The 19,206-nt window shown below is 37.0% G+C and carries 16 protein-coding genes; 14 read left to right on the top strand and 2 right to left on the bottom strand.

Annotated features, from left to right (window positions below; genetic code table 11):
- Window positions 1-17: 17 nt before the first annotated feature.
- Window positions 18-446: a low molecular weight protein-tyrosine-phosphatase gene (locus tag Q9Q86_RS12745; protein WP_112987034.1), complete on the bottom strand. Its 429-nt coding sequence runs from the start codon at window positions 444-446 to the stop codon at window positions 18-20.
- A gap of 5 nt (window positions 447-451) precedes the next feature.
- Complete coding sequence (locus tag Q9Q86_RS12740; protein ID WP_112987035.1) at window positions 452-1,552, bottom strand: polysaccharide biosynthesis/export family protein; 1,101 nt, start codon at window positions 1,550-1,552, stop codon at window positions 452-454.
- A 590-nt stretch (window positions 1,553-2,142) separates the two neighbouring features.
- Here Q9Q86_RS12740 and wecB point away from each other — a divergent pair.
- The 14 genes from wecB to galU all read left to right on the top strand — a co-directional run bounded on the left by wecB (window position 2,143) and on the right by galU (window position 19,193).
- Window positions 2,143-3,267, top strand: a complete 1,125-nt coding sequence (wecB, locus tag Q9Q86_RS12735; protein WP_112987036.1) for a non-hydrolyzing UDP-N-acetylglucosamine 2-epimerase — start codon at window positions 2,143-2,145, stop codon at window positions 3,265-3,267.
- 39 nt (window positions 3,268-3,306) lie between these two features.
- Window positions 3,307-4,560, top strand: coding sequence for a UDP-N-acetyl-D-mannosamine dehydrogenase (gene wecC / locus Q9Q86_RS12730; protein WP_112987037.1), 1,254 nt, complete (start codon window positions 3,307-3,309; stop codon window positions 4,558-4,560).
- Window positions 4,561-5,115, top strand: a complete 555-nt coding sequence (locus Q9Q86_RS12725; protein ID WP_112987038.1) for an acyltransferase — start codon at window positions 4,561-4,563, stop codon at window positions 5,113-5,115.
- A gap of 5 nt (window positions 5,116-5,120) precedes the next feature.
- A complete protein-coding gene (locus Q9Q86_RS12720; RefSeq protein ID WP_112987039.1) occupies window positions 5,121-6,326 on the top strand; it encodes a lipopolysaccharide biosynthesis protein in 1,206 nt (401 codons plus the stop codon).
- On the top strand, window positions 6,323-7,633 hold the full coding sequence (locus Q9Q86_RS12715) for an O-antigen polymerase (protein ID WP_112987040.1): 1,311 nt from the start codon (window positions 6,323-6,325) through the stop codon (window positions 7,631-7,633). Before Q9Q86_RS12720 ends, Q9Q86_RS12715 begins: the two co-directional genes overlap by 4 nt.
- Entirely contained in the window at window positions 7,634-8,602 is a 969-nt protein-coding gene (locus Q9Q86_RS12710; RefSeq protein ID WP_112987041.1) for a glycosyltransferase, read from the top strand.
- Window positions 8,602-10,740, top strand: coding sequence for a bi-domain-containing oxidoreductase (locus tag Q9Q86_RS12705; RefSeq protein WP_112987042.1), 2,139 nt, complete (start codon window positions 8,602-8,604; stop codon window positions 10,738-10,740). Before Q9Q86_RS12710 ends, Q9Q86_RS12705 begins: the two co-directional genes overlap by 1 nt.
- On the top strand, window positions 10,737-12,551 hold the full coding sequence (locus Q9Q86_RS12700) for a heparinase II/III family protein (RefSeq protein ID WP_112987043.1): 1,815 nt from the start codon (window positions 10,737-10,739) through the stop codon (window positions 12,549-12,551). Before Q9Q86_RS12705 ends, Q9Q86_RS12700 begins: the two co-directional genes overlap by 4 nt.
- On the top strand, window positions 12,548-13,759 hold the full coding sequence (locus Q9Q86_RS12695) for a glycosyltransferase family 4 protein (RefSeq protein WP_112987044.1): 1,212 nt from the start codon (window positions 12,548-12,550) through the stop codon (window positions 13,757-13,759). The genes Q9Q86_RS12700 and Q9Q86_RS12695 overlap by 4 nt, the downstream gene beginning before the upstream one ends.
- Window position 13,760: 1 nt before the next feature.
- Window positions 13,761-14,372 carry a sugar transferase gene (locus Q9Q86_RS12690; RefSeq protein WP_112987045.1) on the top strand — a complete coding sequence of 204 codons (612 nt, stop codon included), beginning with the start codon at window positions 13,761-13,763 and terminating at the stop codon, window positions 14,370-14,372.
- A complete protein-coding gene (locus Q9Q86_RS12685) occupies window positions 14,369-15,019 on the top strand; it encodes an acetyltransferase (protein WP_112987046.1) in 651 nt (216 codons plus the stop codon). The genes Q9Q86_RS12690 and Q9Q86_RS12685 overlap by 4 nt, the downstream gene beginning before the upstream one ends.
- Window positions 15,020-15,115: 96 nt before the next feature.
- Window positions 15,116-16,288 carry a DegT/DnrJ/EryC1/StrS aminotransferase family protein gene (locus tag Q9Q86_RS12680; protein ID WP_112987047.1) on the top strand — a complete coding sequence of 391 codons (1,173 nt, stop codon included), beginning with the start codon at window positions 15,116-15,118 and terminating at the stop codon, window positions 16,286-16,288.
- Between the two features lie 141 nt (window positions 16,289-16,429).
- Window positions 16,430-18,304: a nucleoside-diphosphate sugar epimerase/dehydratase gene (locus Q9Q86_RS12675; RefSeq protein ID WP_112987048.1), complete on the top strand. Its 1,875-nt coding sequence runs from the start codon at window positions 16,430-16,432 to the stop codon at window positions 18,302-18,304.
- Window positions 18,305-18,317: 13 nt separating this feature from the next.
- The gene (gene galU, locus Q9Q86_RS12670; protein WP_112987049.1) at window positions 18,318-19,193 is read left to right on the top strand and encodes a UTP--glucose-1-phosphate uridylyltransferase GalU; all 876 of its coding nucleotides are present in this window, start codon (window positions 18,318-18,320) and stop codon (window positions 19,191-19,193) included.
- Window positions 19,194-19,206 lie beyond the last annotated feature (13 nt).

Raw genomic sequence — 19,206 nt, 5'->3', positions numbered from 1 at the left:
AATCTTAAATCTAAAAGTTAAATATATTTTTTCCAATCAGCTACACACTGCTGTATCAGCTGGCATGTACTATCAAAAAAGTCTTGATCAAGTTGATAGGGATCGGTCACATTCTTATTTTGCCAATGTCCCAGGCGAAAAACTTTGCCTTTAGCAAATGGCCATGTTTGTTCAAGGTGGCGTTGCTGATTATTACTCATTACTAAGATTAAATCAGCTTTCTTGACCAATTCAGCATTTAGTTTTTTTGCAATATGACTACTCATGTCGATATTAAGTCGGTGCATACATAATTGTGCTTTATCATCAGCAGGATGACCCACAAGTCCAGAAATTCCAGCGGATTCTATATGCAAATTAGGATGCTGCTGTTTTAATAAGTATTCAGCCATAGGGCTTCTACAGATATTACCAACGCAAACTACCAAAATATTTTGGATCTTCATTTAGATTACTGTCCTAAACGATCAATGTTATAGAGTGCGCTAGAGAAAGGGATGACTTGATTGATAACACGCTGCCAGCGAGTTAAGCCTGTTGCGTCGACATAGACAATATCATTACTACGCAGTCTAAACTGATTGGCGAGACCAAAATCACCTAGGCTCATTAAATTTAAGTGATAGAGTTCAGTATGACGATCATTTGGATTGGTACGGAGTACATAAATCCGACTGGCACTGGCTGAAAGAGGATTGAGACCTAAGCTTTCACCCAAAGCATCACTTAAGGTCATTCCTTGATCTCGCATTGGTAAAGCTTGATTTTTACCAGACTCACCCATCACATAAATTTTTTGATTTTCTTTAGTGCTTACATAAATCGTATCGTTAGGCTGGACCAATAATTTATGTAATGAGTAGCCTGCCTTTTCTAATGCGATGGTATTGAGATCATAAGTGATTCCATTACGAATGAGCTGGATAAAGGTATTATCGCCTTTATCTGTGACACCGCCAGCCATACCTAAAGCAGTATAAATACTAATTGGTTGATCATTCAAAAAGAATTGACCGCCCTTGATGACACTACCTTGGACCGAATAGCGCTGTCCTTGATAAGACAATATCCTTACGATGACATCGGGGTTTTTTAAATAACGTGCGAATTGCTTACGTAAGTCTGTATTGAGTTGGGCTAATGTTTTACCTGCGGCTTTGTAGCGGCCAACTAATGGAATTTGTACATAACCATTATAATCAATTGGGTATCCATTCGCTTGAATTGATTGATCGTTGGTTAAGTTGTTTACGGGTGGGGTAATTTCTGGATAGGCCCATAGTTGAATTGAGAGCACATCTCCAGAACTCAGGCGATAGGCTTGTTGCTGTTGTTTAAATAGAGCCGCGTAATTATTTCGATAGTCGATTTGAGCGGGCTGAATGGCTGGTAAGTTTTCCTGCGTAATTTTAATAACATTAACATCAGTCCCCAGATCAGTCGTGTAAACACCTTCACTAGGGATATCATATGTTTGTAAGCCAGAAGTAACAGCACAGCCTGTAGCACTAATACTAATCGCAAGAATGGAAAAAAGTTGGTAATGCTTCACACTTGACCCTTGAATAATTATAACTGTTGTTGCACAACAACATATCTTTAGATTTACGCTAATTCTAGCTTAAAAATATTAAAAAAACATCGAAGAATCATTTAGGTTTGTATGTTTAGTTTATCTAAATAAATTTTAAGGAGATGTCTTAAGAGGTATAACGATTTATATTTTAACTTAGAGAAAATGTATTGTTAAACATAATCATACAATTCCTATAGGGGGGGGAGTAAAAATCTGCTATATTACGCCCGTTTGTTTGTAATAAAGCGTAGCTGTGTTATTACAAGTGTAAGCATATAAAGAATCAGTATTGGAGCATTTTGAGATATGTGGGTGAATTTTAGTCAATGTGGCGTTTTTAAGGCTTCTTAATAATCTTAATGTACTACATTGGTTAGGTTGAAAAATAATCAATAAGACTATTTTTTGCTGTCATATAATCTCAATCTGATCGATTTAAACTCATTGTATTACAGTGGTTAATTGATAATTACATACCATAAATTGAATGAGTAAAGTGAAATAATATATGGGTTAAATATGTTTAATCCGTAATTTACAAGTCATGTTTAAACAGGGTGAATTGGGTGAGAAAAGTTTTATTAGTATTTGGTACTCGACCAGAAGCGATAAAAATGGCCCCTTTGGCTTTAAAGTTACAACAGTATAACGAATATTTTGAAACTAAAGTGTGTGTAACTGGCCAGCATAGACAAATGCTAGATCAAGTTTTAGAATTGTTCGATTTAAAACCAGATTTTGATCTTAACTTAATGAAACCTGGGCAAACCTTATCTGATGTAACTTCTGGTGTACTAAAAGGGCTGGAGCAAGTCTTCAATGAGTGGACACCAGACCTTATTTTGGTGCATGGAGATACAGCAACTACATTTGCAGCGTCATTAGCTGCTTATTATCACAAAATCAAAGTAGGACATGTTGAAGCTGGATTACGTACGGGCGACCTTTATTCTCCTTGGCCAGAAGAAGCCAATCGAAAATTAACAGGTGTACTGGCGAACTATCATTTTGCACCGACCCAATCATCGTATGAAAATTTAATTAAAGAAAATGTGAATCCTGCAAATATTGTAGTAACAGGAAACACCGTGATTGATGCTTTGCTGCAAGTCAAACAGAAGGTTGAACAAGATCAAGCATTAGTAACTCAATTTCAGCAAGAGTTTTCATTTCTTGATGCAGATAAAAAACTGATCTTAGTTACAGGACATCGTCGTGAGAATTTTGGGCAAGGCTTTTTAAATATTTGTACATCTTTAGCAAATTTAGCTAAAAAATATCCTGAGATCCAAATTGTTTATCCTGTGCATTTAAATCCGAATGTACAACAACCTGTTAACGAACTGTTGGCGGGTATTGCCAATATTCATCTGATCGCCCCGCAAGATTATTTGCCTTTTGTGTATTTGATGAATCGTAGTTATCTGATTCTGACCGACTCTGGTGGTATTCAAGAAGAAGCACCATCACTGGGTAAGCCAGTTCTGGTCATGCGAGATACCACTGAAAGACCTGAAGCGGTTCATGCAGGAACGGTACGTTTAGTGGGTACAGATACAGAAACTATTGAGCGTTCAGTCATAGAGTTACTTGAAAATCCAAATGTATATGCTGAGATGGCAGAAGCCCATAATCCGTACGGGGATGGTGATTCATGTCAGCAAATTATTGATTTTCTTAAAACAAACTAAGCCGAAATTTCCATTTATTTTGATTTAAAAGTATAGAGTATGAGCAATTCATTCAAGCATATCTGCGTTATAGGACTAGGTTATATTGGTTTACCCACAGCTGCGACATTTGCTGCACATGGGGTAAAAGTTACTGGTGTTGATGTGAATCAACATGCGGTAGATATGATTAATCAAGGTAAAGTTCATATTGTTGAGCCTGATTTAGATGCTTTAGTTCGTGACGTCGTTGCTCAGGGTAAATTGTCTGCTCAATTGGCGCCGACTGAAGCAGATGCTTATATTGTTGCAGTTCCGACACCTTTTAAAGATGATTATCAGCCAGATCTCAAATATATTGAATCTGCTGCTAAGGCTTTAGCACCTTTTTTAAAGCCAGGTAATTTGGTTATTTTAGAGTCGACGTCACCTGTGGAAGCGACTGAACAAATGTCGGCTTGGTTAAGTGAAGCACGTCCAGATTTAAGCTTCCCGCAACAAAAGGGTGAAGATGCTGATATTTTAGTCGCGCACTGCCCAGAACGTGTGTTGCCAGGTAAAGTTTTACAAGAATTGATCAGTAATGACCGTATTATTGGTGGAATGACACCACGTTGCTCAAAAGCAGCATGTGATTTATACAAAATCTTTGTAAAAGGCGCATGTATTGAAACCAATGCTCGTACTGCAGAAATGTGTAAGTTGACAGAGAACTCATTCCGTGACGTCAATATTGCTTTTGCAAATGAGCTTTCAGTTATTTGTGACAAGCTAGATATCAATGTATGGGAGTTGATTTCACTGGCGAATCGTCACCCGCGCGTCAATATTTTACAGCCAGGACCTGGGGTCGGCGGTCACTGTATTGCGGTTGATCCTTGGTTTATTGTAGCAAAGACACCAGAGCAGGCACGTTTGATTCGTACTGCACGTGAAGTGAATGATGCCAAACCTGAATGGGTCATTGATCAGGTTAAAATTAAAATTGCGGATTTCTTACAAGCAAATCCCAATAAGACGATTCAAGATGTCACGATCGCTTGCTATGGTTTGGCCTTTAAACCAGATATCGATGACCTGCGTGAGAGCCCAGCACTCGAAATCACAAAAAAGTTGGCTGAACAAGGTTTAAATATTCTTGCAATAGAACCGAATATTCATGAACTTCCTGCCAAGCTGCCTTCAAATATTAGATTGATTGCTCTTGAAGAGCATCAACAAGCAGATATCCATTTGATTTTGGTGGATCATAGACAGTTTAAAAATATGAACTTCTCTTTTTCTTATGTAGTCGATACAAAAGGCATTTTATAAATGTATAGCCTATTCAAATTTTTTTTTAGACTAGGTGATTACTATCGTGGTCTAAAATTATTTTTGTTAATTAATTTATGTGGCGGGATCTGTAAAGGAATTCCTAAAGTTGGGAAAAATGTCATTTTCAAATACCCACCGCATAAAGGTATTAAGTTTGGTAAAAAATGTGATATTGGGGCATTTAGTCATTTTGATATACCGCCATTTGGCCAACTAATAGTTGGTGATTGTGTGAAAATGACACAAGGCGTTGTTGTTTCTGCAATTAATAAAGTTGAGATACAAAGTAATACTTTAATTGCAGAGTGGGTCTCTATTAGAGACGCACAACATCTATTTGATAAGAATGAACCAATAAACAAACAAGGAATGAAGAAAGGTGAAATTCTGATAGAAGAAGATGTTTGGATAGGACGAGGGAGCAGTATTTTTTTAAATACTACGATTCGTAAGGGTTCAATTATTGGTGCTGAATCTATTGTTAAAAGTATAGAAATATCTTCTATGGAAATACATGCAGGTAATCCACTAAAGTTTATAAAGAATAGATAAAGTTTATGAAGATTCTATCCAAGCTTATAGCCGGTGGGGTAATTGTACAGATACTGGTAGCAGTATCTGTTGTGATTTCATCACGACTTTATAAACCAGAAGTATTTGGTGAGTTAGGTTGGTATCTAAGTTTTGCCTCAGTATTTGCAATTGTAGCTGCGATGCGATTTGATTATATTGTGCTCAGTGATAGAGTTTGTGCAGAAGAAAAAAATGAATTTTTCTCTAATGCTATAGTTGTAAGTATCATAACTTTCTTTTTATTGTGTATAGGCGTTGTTATTGCTAACAATGTCTTTCATTTTAAGTATAATATTATTTATTTGTTGTTATTCTGCCTGAGTCTAAGTTTTTTTAATTTATTGAGTCAATATCTTATATTAATAAAGGATTACAATAAATTTATTTTTTATAAAACAAATCAATTGCTTCTTCAAATTGTAATGATTGTAGGTTTTTATTATGTTTTTCATGAAAATGGACTATTGTTAGCCAATATTTTGCCTCAGTTAATAATTTCTATTCTATTCTTTTTGTTTATTAGGAAATCCTTATCATTTAAGTTGAATAATTTCATCCCTTTTTTTTATAAAAACTATAAGGAAGGTTTTAAGAACTCCTTTCTCACTTTTATACAATATTCAACTCCTGTGATACCAGTTTTGTTTGGTGGATATGTTTTTGACAAGAGTCAAATTGGTGCATATTTTTTATTTTCTCAAACAATGGCTGTTCCATTTTCATTGATAAGAAGAAATGTATTGATACTTTTTAATGGTGAATACAGTGATGCGAAAAAAATTAAAGAGCTTTTTGAAAGTGTATTGACGGCAAGAAATTTTATTATTGTCTTAATGTCTTTTGCATGCTTTTTAGTTTTTTTAGTGTTTTGCTCAAGTTATATAATAATGATATTTTTTGGCCGTGAATGGTTGGAATTCTCATGGTTGCTGTCCCTTTTGTTTATATACTACTTTTTTGATGCTTTGCTTCAACCTTTAACTACATTATATCCATTATGGGGCAAGGTTAATAAAGCTCTAGGTTTTGAATTAGTTAGATTTGCTTCTGTTGCTATAGTTTTGCCTTTAGTAGTTTTCTTTGCAAAGTTATCTTTTTCAAGTTTTGTGATTTTATTTTTGATAATTATGCTGCTCATTTATGTTGTAAATTTTTATAGCATTTTAAAGTATGTTAAGAGGTTGAAATGAATAGATTAGCATTTATTTGGGGGGTCATTTCACTTGTTATGATATGTCTACTATGGCTACTCATAAGTTTAGAGAGTTTAGATCTTTTTGTAAGTGTTGCTCTTATTTCTATTGTTTTGCTATCGCTGTTTCAGATTAAGAAAAGTGGAATTCTTTCACCGAGCACAATTGTTTTTGTTACTGCATTGCCATATTTTTTGACTGCAATCTTTAACTCATTTATTTATAGAGATTATAGTTATTTACTTGAAAGAACTAATGCAAGCTTAATTTTTTATACGTTTGTTTTTTTTGGGTCTTTTATTTTTTTTGATTCATATTTAAGTAAAGTGAAAATTCCAGAATTAAATTTTAGAAAAAGATTGAGTTTAAATGCAGTTTTTTTATTTTATAGTATTATCGTTTTTGTATATATAAGCATGGTTGCAACGCTTTTTTCACTAGATATTGGTGCTGTTTCTCGTGCAGATATTTATAAATCTAAATCCACTCTTTTTGATGTTTATAAACTTTTTGTTTATTCTTTTTCTGTATTTTATATTTGGTTTATTGTTAGTGTTGAGCAGAAAAATGGGAGGGCTTTGGTTTTTTGGTTGTTACCATTAATTTTATTCTCTGCTACGGATATTTTAATCCTAGGTGATAGGAAATTAGCAATAATTTTATTCGTTATTTGTGCATTTGCTGTTAATGTGCAAAAGCGTATTAATCCAATTTATATTGGATATGGGTTTGTATTCGGCTTATTAATGTGGGTTTATGGGTATTTGAGGAATACGAGCTTTTCTGAGTGGGGTGCTATTTTAAGTGAACTCGATTATGGAACAGCCTTTAGTCCTGATAAATCTGAATTTGGTGCTTTTAGTATTGTTTGGAATGACTATTTCTCTAGATACTCTTCAGTCCAAATGCAGCCTACTTATCTGGAAACATTTGCACAGATCGTTCCTACATTTATTTTTCCTAGTAGGCCTATTTCACCATCAGTTAACTTCGTGAAAGAGTTTTATCCAGATATTTATAATTCGGGTGGTGGTTTGGCTTTTAATGCCATTCTTGAATCTATGATGAATTTTAATATTTTCGGCCCTATCGCTTTTGCTTTTTTAATCGTGTTCTTTTCTAAGTTTTATAATAAGTCTCATTTTGGGGTTTTGTTAGGAGCAATATACATATTCTGTTTTTCCTTTACTCTCAGAAACGATATGATTAGTAATTTTAGAACTTTTTTTATTCTTAGTGTTGTTATTTCAATGTGTATTTTAATTTTTTGTAGAGTTGGAAAGTCTAGAGCAGGTGGGAATTAAGTGGATAAAATATTTTTTATTGGTAAACTTCCATCGCCCATAGGTGGTGTTACGGTTTTTAACCAACGCAAACTAGAGCAGCTAAGTAATAATACTAAAAATGCTAATATTGTTTTACTTGAACCATGTAAGAAAAACTTTTTAAAGATAGTTGTGGCTTTAAGATCTAAAGAAATTAAACATTTAAGTGCTTCTAATTTTATATTGATTTTATTGGCATGTTTTTTTGCACGATATGGAACTGTGATATTTTATGATCATAACTCAAGTAGGCATTTTTCTTCTTTGTTGAATTGGAGAAAAGAAATCTATTTGAAGTTTTTTCGTAAGTGTAAAAATATTATGTTAGTTAATGAGCATCTTAAGGAAAATTATAGAGTATTTAATGAGTTTTACGAAATTAATAATAAGTTTATAACTATTTCAGCTTTTTTGCCTCCTGCAAAAGCTGAATTAGCAGACATCCTATCTACTTATGATCAGAGGTTGTTAGATTTGTATGAAACTGCCTTAAAAAATAAACAAAGAAAAATCATATTAACTAGTGCATTTCAGCCAAATTTAGATGCTAAGGGAGCTGATATTTATACATTAGGTTCTTTAATAGATATTTTTGCGAAACTAGCACCAAAATATAAACATGATTATTTCCTTATTGCTATTGCAAATTATCCAGAAACTAGTTTTAGTCAAGAAATAAAAGAAAAGGTACGATTACTCACTGATAAATATGACAATCTTATATTTCTAGAGAATGATAAGAAAATCTGGCCACTTTTAACGGTGACGAAATTATTTATCCGAGCAACAACTACTGATGGTGATTCTGTTAGTTTGAGAGAGGCATTATATTTTGGTGCACCAGTTTTAGCATCAGATGTAGTACCTAGACCAGATGGTGTTATGTTGTTTAATTTAGAAAAAGATGATCTTAGTCAAAAAGTTGATGAATATTTAGGAAGTTATTAATGAAACAAATTCTTCAAGATATGGCAAATGGTGGTACGACTGTGACCGAGGCTCCAGTACCACAATGTTCAAAAGGTCATTTACTGATTTCCACAACGACTTCGCTTATTTCTGCTGGAACAGAACGTATGTTGGTTGGATTTGGTAAGGCATCTCTAATTGATAAAGCACGTCAACAACCAGAAAAAGTAAAAATGGTACTAGAAAAGGTACAAACAGATGGCTTATTAACAACTTACGATGCTGTAAAGTCTAAGCTTGCTCAACCACTTGCATTAGGATATTGCAATGTGGGTATCGTACATGAAGTAGGTGCAAATGTAGATGATTTCCAAGTTGGAGATCGTGTTGTATCAAATGGTCCCCATGCTGATATGGTGAAAGTACCTAAAAACCTTTGTGCAAAAATTCCAGATAATGTCAGTGATGAATCTGCTTCTTTTGCTGTCGTTGCAAGTATTGGCTTGCAAGGTATCCGTCTTGCTCAACCAACTTTGGGCGAAAGCTTTGTCGTGACAGGTGCGGGCCTGATTGGTCTACTTACCATTCAGATGCTAAGAGCAAATGGCTGTCGCGTTCTCGCTATTGATTTCGACCAAAGTAAATTAGATTTGGCAAAACAATTCGGTGCAGAGATCTGTAATCCTGGCAAAGGAGAAGATCCAGTGGCTGTTGGTCTAGCATTTAGTCGTGGTGCGGGTGTAGATGGTGTCATTATTACCGCTTCAACCAAGGTAAGTGATCCTGTTATTCAAGCAGCACGAATGAGTCGAAAACGCGGTCGCATTATTTTAGTTGGTGTAACTGGCTTAGAGTTAAATCGTGCCGATTTTTATGAAAAAGAACTCAGTTTCCAAGTTTCTTGTTCATATGGTCCAGGTCGTTATGATACCGAATATGAAGACAAGGGTAATGACTATCCACTTGGCTTTGTTCGTTGGACAGAGCAACGCAACTTTGTTGCCGTTTTGGATATGATGGCTGCAGGTACTTTAAATGTAGAGCCGTTGATCACGCAACGATTTGAATTTGAAGATGCACCTAAAGCGTATGATGCATTAACGGAAGACAAATCTGGTTTGGGTTTATTGCTTAAATATAACTCTCCAGTCGAGACCCGTTTAGAAAAACGAGTGGTGTTACGTCCAATTTCTATTGAAGCCAAAAATGCTGTCGTTGGTTTTATTGGGGCAGGCAACTATGCTTCACGTGTGTTGATACCAGCTTTCAAAAAAGCATCTTCTCAATTACATACCATCGTAACTTCTGGTGGCATTAATGGGGTTATTCATGGAGAAAAAACAGGATTTGCCGAAGCTTCGACAGATCTGGATGGTTTATTAAATAATAAAGATATTAATACCGTCGCGATTGCGACCCGTCATAATAGCCATGCATACTTTGTAGAAAGAGTTTTATCGGCAGGTAAGAATGTTTTTGTTGAAAAGCCATTGGCTCTGACTGTCGAAGAAATTGAAAAAATTGAAACGATTTACAATCAAAATATCCAGAATAATCAATATGCACGAGTCATGGTGGGCTTCAACCGTCGTTTCTCACCACAAGTGCAAAAAATGAAAACTTTGCTGGATACAGTAAAAGAGCCGAAGAGTTTTATCATGACCATGAATGCAGGTGCGATACCGGCGGATCATTGGACACAAGATAATGCTGTTGGTGGTGGGCGTATCATTGGAGAAGCATGTCACTTTATCGACTTGATGCGCTTCCTAGCAGGTTCAAAAATTGTGTCTATTCAGGCTCGACGTATGGGCGAAACTCATGCAGTACAAATTTTAGAAGATAAAGCTTCAATTACGCTTGGTTTTGAAGATGGGTCATTTGGCACCATTTTCTACTTGGCAAATGGCGCTTCAAGCTTCCCTAAAGAGCGTGTAGAAGTCTTTACAGCAGGTCGAGTATTACAATTAGATAATTTCAGAAAGCTAAAAGCATTTGGCTGGCCTGGATTTAACAAGATGAATCTCTGGCGTCAAGATAAAGGTCAAGATGCTTGTGCTGCAGTCTTTGTAGATAGTATACGAGATGGAAAAGAAGCACCAATTCCTGCCGATGAAATTTTTGAAGTTGCTAGAGTGACCATTCAGGTTGCCGAAATTTTAAGAGCACAAACATGAGTTTAGTCATGAAAGGTCAAACAGCGCTTGCATTAGGGCTGTTTAATTTGTTCAGAGTGTTTAAATATCGTGTGGGCGTAAAAACAGGTTTGAACCCTGTACAAAAGCTGTCTGCACAATTGCCAACGGGTTGCTTCTTTAATCAGAGTGCACCCACTGGCACAATGAATGTGCCCGTAAACTCAACGTTAACAGCCTTTGGATACCTCAAGTATCCAGTGGCTGGACAGTTGCCCAATTGGTTCTATAGCCCTTTAACCCAACATACCTTTCAAAATACAGAGAAGGCGTGGTATCAAATTCCAGATTTTGATGGAAATGTTGGTGATATTAAAGGCATCTGGGAGGCTTCTCGTTTTGACTGGTTAATCGACCTTGTGCTACACGAGCGTCAAATGAGAGATGGGCAAGCATTGCTTCAGCTTGATTTATGGTTGAATGATTGGTGTGAGAAGAACCCTGCTTATTTTGGGCCGAATTGGAAATGTGGGCAGGAAGCATCCATCCGTGTCATGCATATCATTACTGCACTCATTGGTTTAGAGCGAGAGCAGCATCCGCATGACAATGTCTGTGCATTTATCGAGGCGCATTTAAAGCGTATTGAACCTACAATTGATTATGCCATTGCTCAGGATAATAATCATGGGACCTCTGAGGCAGTTGCATTGTATATTGGTGGAGCTGTTCTAAATCTTTGGAAACCTAAGCCTCAATATCAACAATGGCAGGCATTGGGTGAAAAATGGTTGCTGAACCGTGCAAGCAAGCTCATTATGCAAGATGGCGGTTTTAGCCAATATTCGATTAATTACCATCGAGTGATGCTGGATTCTTATTGCTTAGCTGAAATCGTCCGCCAAAAATTTGAATTGAAACCTTTTTCAAGACAACTATACCGTCAATTGCAGAATGCAACAGACTGGTTATATGTATTAACCCAAGCTAATGGTGATGTTCCTAATTTAGGTGCCAATGATGGTGCGCGACTGATTCCTATAAGCCAAACAGATTATCGTGATTTTAGACCAACAGTTCAGTTGGCAAGTACTTTATTCCATCAACATAGTTATTATCCAGAACCAGATTTGTATGATGAAAGTCTAACGTTCTTTCAAATTCAAAAATTGAAGCAAGAAAACTTTGAACTGCCTTCGCGAAATCAATTTTTTAATGAAAGTGGTTTGATTAGTTCTGAAAATAATAATTTCTTTATTGCGCTCAAATTGCCGAAATTCAAATTTCGTCCAAGTCAATGTGATGCTTTGCATCTAGATGTTTGGTTTAAAGGACAAAACCTTTTACGTGATGGCGGAACTTATAGTTATAATTCCACCGTAAAGGATTTAAATTACTTTTCTGGTGTTGCCAGTCACAATACCGTTGAGTTTGATCAACATCAACAAATGCCGCGTTTAAGTCGCTTTTTATTTGGTGCATGGCTGACACCAAAAGAATTAACGTATAGCGCTAATGAATTTGGTTGTGGTTATGAAGATCATTGGGGTTGTACACACCACCGTAAAATTTCATTAACGGATAATGTAATTAAAGTAGCAGATAATATATCTGGTTTTCAGCAACAGGCGATCTTACGTTGGCGTTTACAGCCAGATCATTGGACTCTTGAGAACAATGTTCTAAGTAATGGTCAAATAGAGATTATTTTAGAGGCTGAGCATCCGATAACTCTTCGTTGGTGCGAAGGAGAGGAGTCTAGGTACTACTATCAAAAGAGCAAAGTGCCTGTTCTAGAAGTGATCGCTACACAAGCGACTACAATTTTTACTGTAATTAAAGATTTAACATGAAAATTTTATATTTCCATCAGCATTTTTCAACACCTAAAGGGTCTGCAGGAATCCGTTCGTATGCTATGGCTCAATCGCTCATTCGTAATGGTCATCAGGTGACGATGGTTTGTGGCTCTTTTGGTGCAGGTCAAACGGGATTAACTCAGCCGTTTAATAAAGGCATGCGACGTGGTATGGTCGATGGGATCGATATTATTGAATTCGAATTGCCTTATTCAAATGCGCTCTCTTTCCTCAAGCGTATTTTAATTTTTTTTAGTTTTGCTTTTAAATCGATCAAAGTTGCTTTAACTGAACAATACGATGTTGTATTTGCGACAACAACGCCATTAACTGCTGGTATTCCAGGTATTTTTGCCAAGTGGTTTCGACGAAAACCATTTGTTTTCGAAGTTAGGGATCTTTGGCCAGAGCTGCCTAAAGCGATGGGGGTGATCAAAAACCCAATAGTTTTATGGATGATGTCTGTGCTTGAATGGACTTCTTATCATTCAGCTGATCGTTTAGTAGGATTGTCTCCAGGTATTGTGGACGGCATTATTAAACGAGGGATTGCTCCTGAAAAAGTAGCCTCTATTCCAAATGGTTGTGATTTAGATATTTTTGCATCTGAGCATCAAGCATGGAGACCTGAGGGCGTTAAACCAACAGATCTTATGGCCATTTTTACTGGGACACATGGCTTGGCCAATGGCCTAAATGCAGTGTTAGACGCAGCAGTTGAATTGAAAAAACGTCAAAGAACGGACATTAAATTGGTTCTGGTTGGTGATGGCATGCAGAAAAAAGCATTGCTTGAACGAGCGATCGAGCTTCAATTGGATAATGTGATTTTTCATGATCCTGTGAATAAAACTAAACTAGCAGGGTTAATGGCCAGTGCAGATATTGGGTTGCAAATTTTAGCCAATGTTCCAGCCTTTTATTATGGAACGTCGCCGAATAAATTTTTTGATTATATTTCAGCAGGCCTACCCGTTTTAAATAATTATCCAGGCTGGTTAGCGGAGTTAATCACCAAATCGCAGTGTGGTTTTGCTGTACCCCCAGAGAATCCTCAAGCGTTTGCTGATGCCTTGGAACAAGCAGCGAATCAGCGCGAACGACTGATTGAAATGGGCAGAAATGGTCAGCAGGTTGCCAGAGAACAGTTTAATCGTTCTATTCTTTCGCAGAAGTTTTCTGATTGGGTCACAGGAGCGTAATATGCTTAAACGTTTACTGGATATCGTTATTGCTTCAATTGCTTTGGTATTGCTTTCACCTTTATATTTTTATGTAGCATATAAGGTAAAAAAGAACTTAGGCTCGCCAGTCTTATTCCGTCAAGTCCGTCCAGGTCTGCATGGTAAACCGTTTGAAATGATTAAGTTTCGTACCATGAAGGATGCTGTTGATGCACAGGGCAACCCACTACCAGATAGCGAGCGGTTAACTCCCTTTGGTAAGATGCTGCGTGCTACAAGTTTAGATGAAATGCCTGAACTTTGGAATGTGATTAAAGGTGACATGAGTATCGTGGGGCCACGCCCATTACTGATGGAGTACTTACCACTTTATAATAAAGATCAAGCAAAACGTCATGATGTACGTCCAGGTATGACAGGCCATGCCCAAGTGAATGGGCGGAATGCGATTAGTTGGGAAGAGAAATTTAAACTTGATACCTGGTACGTTGAAAATCAGTCGATTTGGTTAGACTTCAAAATCATGTTGAAAACAGTGAAAAAAGTGATCGCCAAAGATGATATCAATGAAGCTGGCGAAGCAACGATGAGTAAATTCACAGGAACAAATATTAAGGAGTTAGATAAGTGACAGAATTTATTGGTGTATACGGTGCGAGTGGTTTTGGTAAAGAAGTCATGCCATTAGTTCGCCAAAAATTTCAAAATTTAAAAAAAGAACAATTTGTTTTTATTGATGATGGTCAAGCAGGTGGAAGTCTGAATGGTTATTCTGTTTTAGCCTATACAGATTTTATTAATAACACTGCTAAACATAAGGCTGTAACGATTGCGATAGCAAATAGTATTGTTCGTGAAAAACTAGTTATGCGTCTAAATGAGGATAGTGTTCAACATTTAGCGATACAAGCAGAAAATACAGTGATTCTAGACGAAGTAGAGATCGGCGAAGGAAGTCTACTTTGTCCATTCACTTGTTTGACATCAAATATTAAAATTGGCAAATTTTTCCACGCTAACATCTATAGTTACGTTGCTCATGACTGTGTAATTGGCGATTACGTCACTTTTGCTCCAGGTGTGAAATGCAATGGTAATATTCATATTGAGGACCATGCCTATATTGGGACTGGTGCAGTTATTAAACAGGGCACACCTGATAAACCTCTAGTTATTGGAAAAGGTGCAGTTGTTGGAATGGGCGCTGTGGTTACCAAAAGTGTTCCGGCTGGTGTAACAGTGGTTGGAAATCCTGCACATATTTTGGAAAAGAAGTAATACAAAATATATGAAGAAAGATTGTTTTTCATATAAGTAAGATGAAAGCGGAAAGAATGCCATTTTTGATAATGGTCAATGAAAAGGTAAATTAAGATGTTAAATACTGCATTTGAACCATGGCCAAGTTTCACTCAACAAGAAGCAGATGCCGTATCTAAGGTATTACTTTCAAACAAGGTGAACTATTGGACGGGACAGGAGTGTCGTGAATTTGAAAAAGAGTTTGCTGCATTTGCTGGTACTCAATATGCGGTAGCTTTAGCGAATGGAACAGTTGCATTGGATGTAGCACTTAAAGCATTAGGTATCGGTGCAGGAGATGATGTAATTGTGACATCTAGAACCTTTCTTGCTTCAGCTAGTTCAATTGTCACAGCTGGTGCAAATCCTATATTTGCAGATGTTGAGTTAAATTCTCAAAATATTTCGCGACGAACCATTGAAGCTGTTTTGACACCCAATACTAAAGCAATTATCTGCGTGCATTTAGCAGGTTGGATGTGTGACATGGATCCGATTATGCAACTTGCTGAGGAAAAGGGTCTGTATGTTATTGAAGATTGTGCTCAGGCTCATGGTGCTCGATACAAAGGTAAACCTGCAGGATCTATCGGGCACATTTCAGCGTGGTCTTTCTGTCAAGATAAGATTATGACCACAGGTGGTGAAGGTGGTATGGTCACCACTAATGATGAAATACTTTGGAAAAAAATGTGGTCTTATAAAGATCATGGTAAAAGCTTTGACAGTGTTTATAGCAAGCAACATCCTCCTGGTTTTAGATGGTTACATGATTCGTTTGGCACAAATTGGCGTATGATGGAAATGCAGGCAGTGATAGGTCGTATTCAACTCACGCATATGGCGGAGTGGACGCGAAAAAGAACTGAAAATGCAGAGCAGATTCTGAAAGCATTTGCTAATTCTCCTTATTTTACAGTTCACTTGCCTTCGACTGACTATGTACATGCACATTATAAATGCTATGTACAAGTCAATTTAGCTGCTTTACCTGAAGGTTGGTCACGTGACCGAATTATGCAAGAGATTAATGCGCAAAATGTGCCATGCTTTAGTGGGTCGTGCTCAGAGGTGTATTTGGAACATGCTTTTGATGGTACACCTTGGCGTCCTGAACAGCGTTTACAGAACGCGCAACAACTTGGTGAAACAAGTTTGATGTTCTTGGTACACCCAACACTCAGCAAAGATAGTATAGATAAAACGGTTCAAGCAATTCAAACCGTAAAAACTGCGATTCACTAAGTGTAAAAATACATGCAAGAGTGAAATGAGCTCTAACTCTTGCTTTTTATGATTATGTAATCAGTATGTAAAGGTCATTTCAAGTTCAAGAAGAAATGCGTATAAAGATCAAACTGAAAAATGGATGATTAGAAGATCACTGTGAAAAAGATTATTCATCAATTCGCCTCAGCACCAAGGCTACTTAAGCAAACTTTCCTTGTTTTTCTGGATGCTTTAGCTATTCCAGTGATCTTATGGCTCTGTTATGTCATTCGATTATTTGATTTAGGTGCACAAATTATTCCAGGCATTGAACATGGTGTCCTGTTGGTGAGTTTGATTGCTATCGTCAGTTTAGTCATTACAGGCGTTTATCACTTTATTGTCAGAACATTCAATGAAGTTTTTATCGTTAAATTAGCTCTAGCTGTGGCGCTGACGATGATTGCTTTGTATGGTCTGAGCAGTTTTACCCATGCATATATTCCGATGTCTATCCCATTTATGTTCGGATTTATGATGTTTACGTGGGTATGGGTTAGCCGTGCTTCTATTCGTTTCATTATCAAAGCTTCATTCTATTCAGACATAGGTCGTAAGAGAATCGCCATATATGGTGCAGGGGATGCCGGGCAACAGATTGCAGCTGCATTAAACCGATCCGATGACCATTTACCTGTTTTTTTTATTGATGATCATACTTCATTGCAAGGTCAAATTGTTGAAGGACTACGAGTTTACTCTGTAGAAAAAGCATTACAGAGATTTAGCAAAGAACGCGTTGATGAGATTTTATTAGCCATTCCATCTGTTGGTCGAGTTCGTAAAACTGAAATTATTCAGCAGTTTGAATCAGCTCATTTAAAAATTACCGAACTTCCTGGACTTACCCAATTAGTTGATGGTGAAATACGAGTTTCCGATATTCAAGAAGTTGATATTATTGATTTACTTGGTCGAGATCCAGTTCCACCGATTGCGCACTTACTATCTAAAAATATACAGAATAAAATTGTGATGGTGACTGGCGCAGGTGGGTCGATTGGTTCAGAACTATGTCGCCAAATTATAAAGAATCAACCTAAAATGTTAGTGCTCTATGAGCTAACAGAATTTGCTCTATACGATATTGATAAAGAGTTAAGACAAGCTGCTAGTTGTCAAATCGTTCCGATATTGGGAACTGTTCAGGACCAACAAAAACTGGAACGAATTATAGAGCAATATCAAGTGCAAACAGTTTATCATGCTGCTGCCTATAAACATGTTCCTTTGGTGGAGTGTAATCCAATTGCAGGTCTAAAAAATAATGCAATTGGCACTGCAAACAGCCTTAATGCTGCTGTCAAAAAAGGCGTTGAAACCTTTGTACTTATTTCTACAGATAAAGCAGTTCGACCAACTAATGTAATGGGCGCTTCCAAGCGTATGGCTGAGCTTTATTGTCAAGCTGTTGCTGAAACTAAGCCTCATACACAAATTAGTATTGTTCGATTTGGTAATGTGCTCGGTTCATCAGGATCAGTAGTCCCTCTGTTTAAGCAACAAATTGCAAAGGGTGGGCCTATTACGGTAACTCATCCAGAAGTCACTCGTTATTTTATGACGATTCCAGAAGCGTCTCAGTTGGTTATTCAGGCTGGTGCTCTAGGATCAGGTGGTGATGTTTATCTCTTAGATATGGGTGAACCAGTACGTATCCAAGATTTAGCACGACAAATGATTAAACTGAGTGGTTTGAGAGTTCGGGAAACTGGGGAAACTGATGGCGATATCGAAATTGCTTATAGCGGTTTAAGACCTGGCGAGAAGCTTTACGAGGAGCTATTGATTGATCAGGATAATACTGAATACACAGAGCATACTCGTATTTTACGTTCTTTTGAAAAACATTTTCCATTACACGAAATTCAATCGGTATTTAGTAAAATCAACCAAATGACTGCTGTTGAGCAAGATATAGATTGGGCATTAACCCAGTTAGAACATTATGTTGATGGCTATAAACGTAGTGGCGAAGTTCGAGTAAATTAATTAGAGAAAATCTATGATCAAAAAAGCAATTTTGCCTGTTGCAGGGTTAGGTACACGTTTCTTGCCAGCCAGTAAATCGATTCCTAAAGAAATGGTGACTGTTGTAGATCGCCCCGCGATTGAGTATGTTGTTCGAGAGGCCGTTGATGCAGGTATTGAACAGATTATCTTAGTCACGCATTCATCTAAGGCATCTATTGAAAATTATTTTGATCGAAATTTCGAGCTTGAAACGACGCTGGAACAAAAAAAGAAATTTGATTTATTGAAAGAAATTACCGATATATTACCTAAACATATCAGTGTCGTAAGTGTACGCCAACCACAACCATTAGGTCTGGGGCATGCTGTACTTTGTGCGAAAGATATTGTTGGTGACGAAGCTTTTGCAGTTTTGTTACCTGATGTCTTGGTTAAAGATCATGCAGTTGAAAATGATTTATCGTTGATGATTCAACGTTTTCAACAGTCTCAAGCAGCACAAATTATGGTTGAAGCAGTGCCTGATCATTTAGTGGATCAGTATGGCATTGTAGATGTTGCAAAATCACCGAATGAAGGTGAAAGCATCATAATGAAAGGTATTGTAGAAAAACCCGCAGTAGGTACAGCACCTTCAAATTTATCAGTTGTTGGGCGTTATATTTTGCCAGCTAAAATCATGCAATTATTGCAAGATACACCCAAGGGGGCGGGCAATGAAATACAACTCACTGATGCAATTGCAAGCTTGCAACAACTTGAAACTGTAGAGGCTTATCGAATGAAAGGTCAAACCTTTGATTGTGGCAGTAAGATTGGTTATCTTAAAGCAGTATTGCACTATGGTATTGAGCATCCAAAGCTAGGTGCTGATTTTAAGGGCTTAATTCGTGAGTTAGCCCTGTAATTTAGGGTTAACG

Source organism: Acinetobacter sp. A22 (assembly GCF_030913345.1).
Lineage (GTDB): Bacteria > Pseudomonadota > Gammaproteobacteria > Pseudomonadales > Moraxellaceae > Acinetobacter > Acinetobacter junii.
The sequence above is the reverse complement of the archived record's forward strand: the minus strand, read 5'-3'. Positions and strand labels throughout refer to the sequence as shown.

What these genes read in the sequence shown, in the direction of transcription:
- Q9Q86_RS12745 (WP_112987034.1), bottom strand. Translation starts at nt 446, where the DNA reads ATGAAGATCCAAAATATTTTGGTAGTTTGCGTTGGTAATATCTGTAGA.
- wecC (WP_112987037.1), top strand. Translation starts at nt 3,307, where the DNA reads ATGAGCAATTCATTCAAGCATATCTGCGTTATAGGACTAGGTTATATT.
- Q9Q86_RS12725 (WP_112987038.1), top strand. Translation starts at nt 4,561, where the DNA reads ATGTATAGCCTATTCAAATTTTTTTTTAGACTAGGTGATTACTATCGT.
- Q9Q86_RS12720 (WP_112987039.1), top strand. Translation starts at nt 5,121, where the DNA reads ATGAAGATTCTATCCAAGCTTATAGCCGGTGGGGTAATTGTACAGATA.
- Q9Q86_RS12715 (WP_112987040.1), top strand. Translation starts at nt 6,323, where the DNA reads ATGAATAGATTAGCATTTATTTGGGGGGTCATTTCACTTGTTATGATA.
- Q9Q86_RS12705 (WP_112987042.1), top strand. Translation starts at nt 8,602, where the DNA reads ATGAAACAAATTCTTCAAGATATGGCAAATGGTGGTACGACTGTGACC.
- Q9Q86_RS12700 (WP_112987043.1), top strand. Translation starts at nt 10,737, where the DNA reads ATGAGTTTAGTCATGAAAGGTCAAACAGCGCTTGCATTAGGGCTGTTT.
- Q9Q86_RS12695 (WP_112987044.1), top strand. Translation starts at nt 12,548, where the DNA reads ATGAAAATTTTATATTTCCATCAGCATTTTTCAACACCTAAAGGGTCT.
- Q9Q86_RS12690 (WP_112987045.1), top strand. Translation starts at nt 13,761, where the DNA reads ATGCTTAAACGTTTACTGGATATCGTTATTGCTTCAATTGCTTTGGTA.
- Q9Q86_RS12680 (WP_112987047.1), top strand. Translation starts at nt 15,116, where the DNA reads ATGTTAAATACTGCATTTGAACCATGGCCAAGTTTCACTCAACAAGAA.
- galU (WP_112987049.1), top strand. Translation starts at nt 18,318, where the DNA reads ATGATCAAAAAAGCAATTTTGCCTGTTGCAGGGTTAGGTACACGTTTC.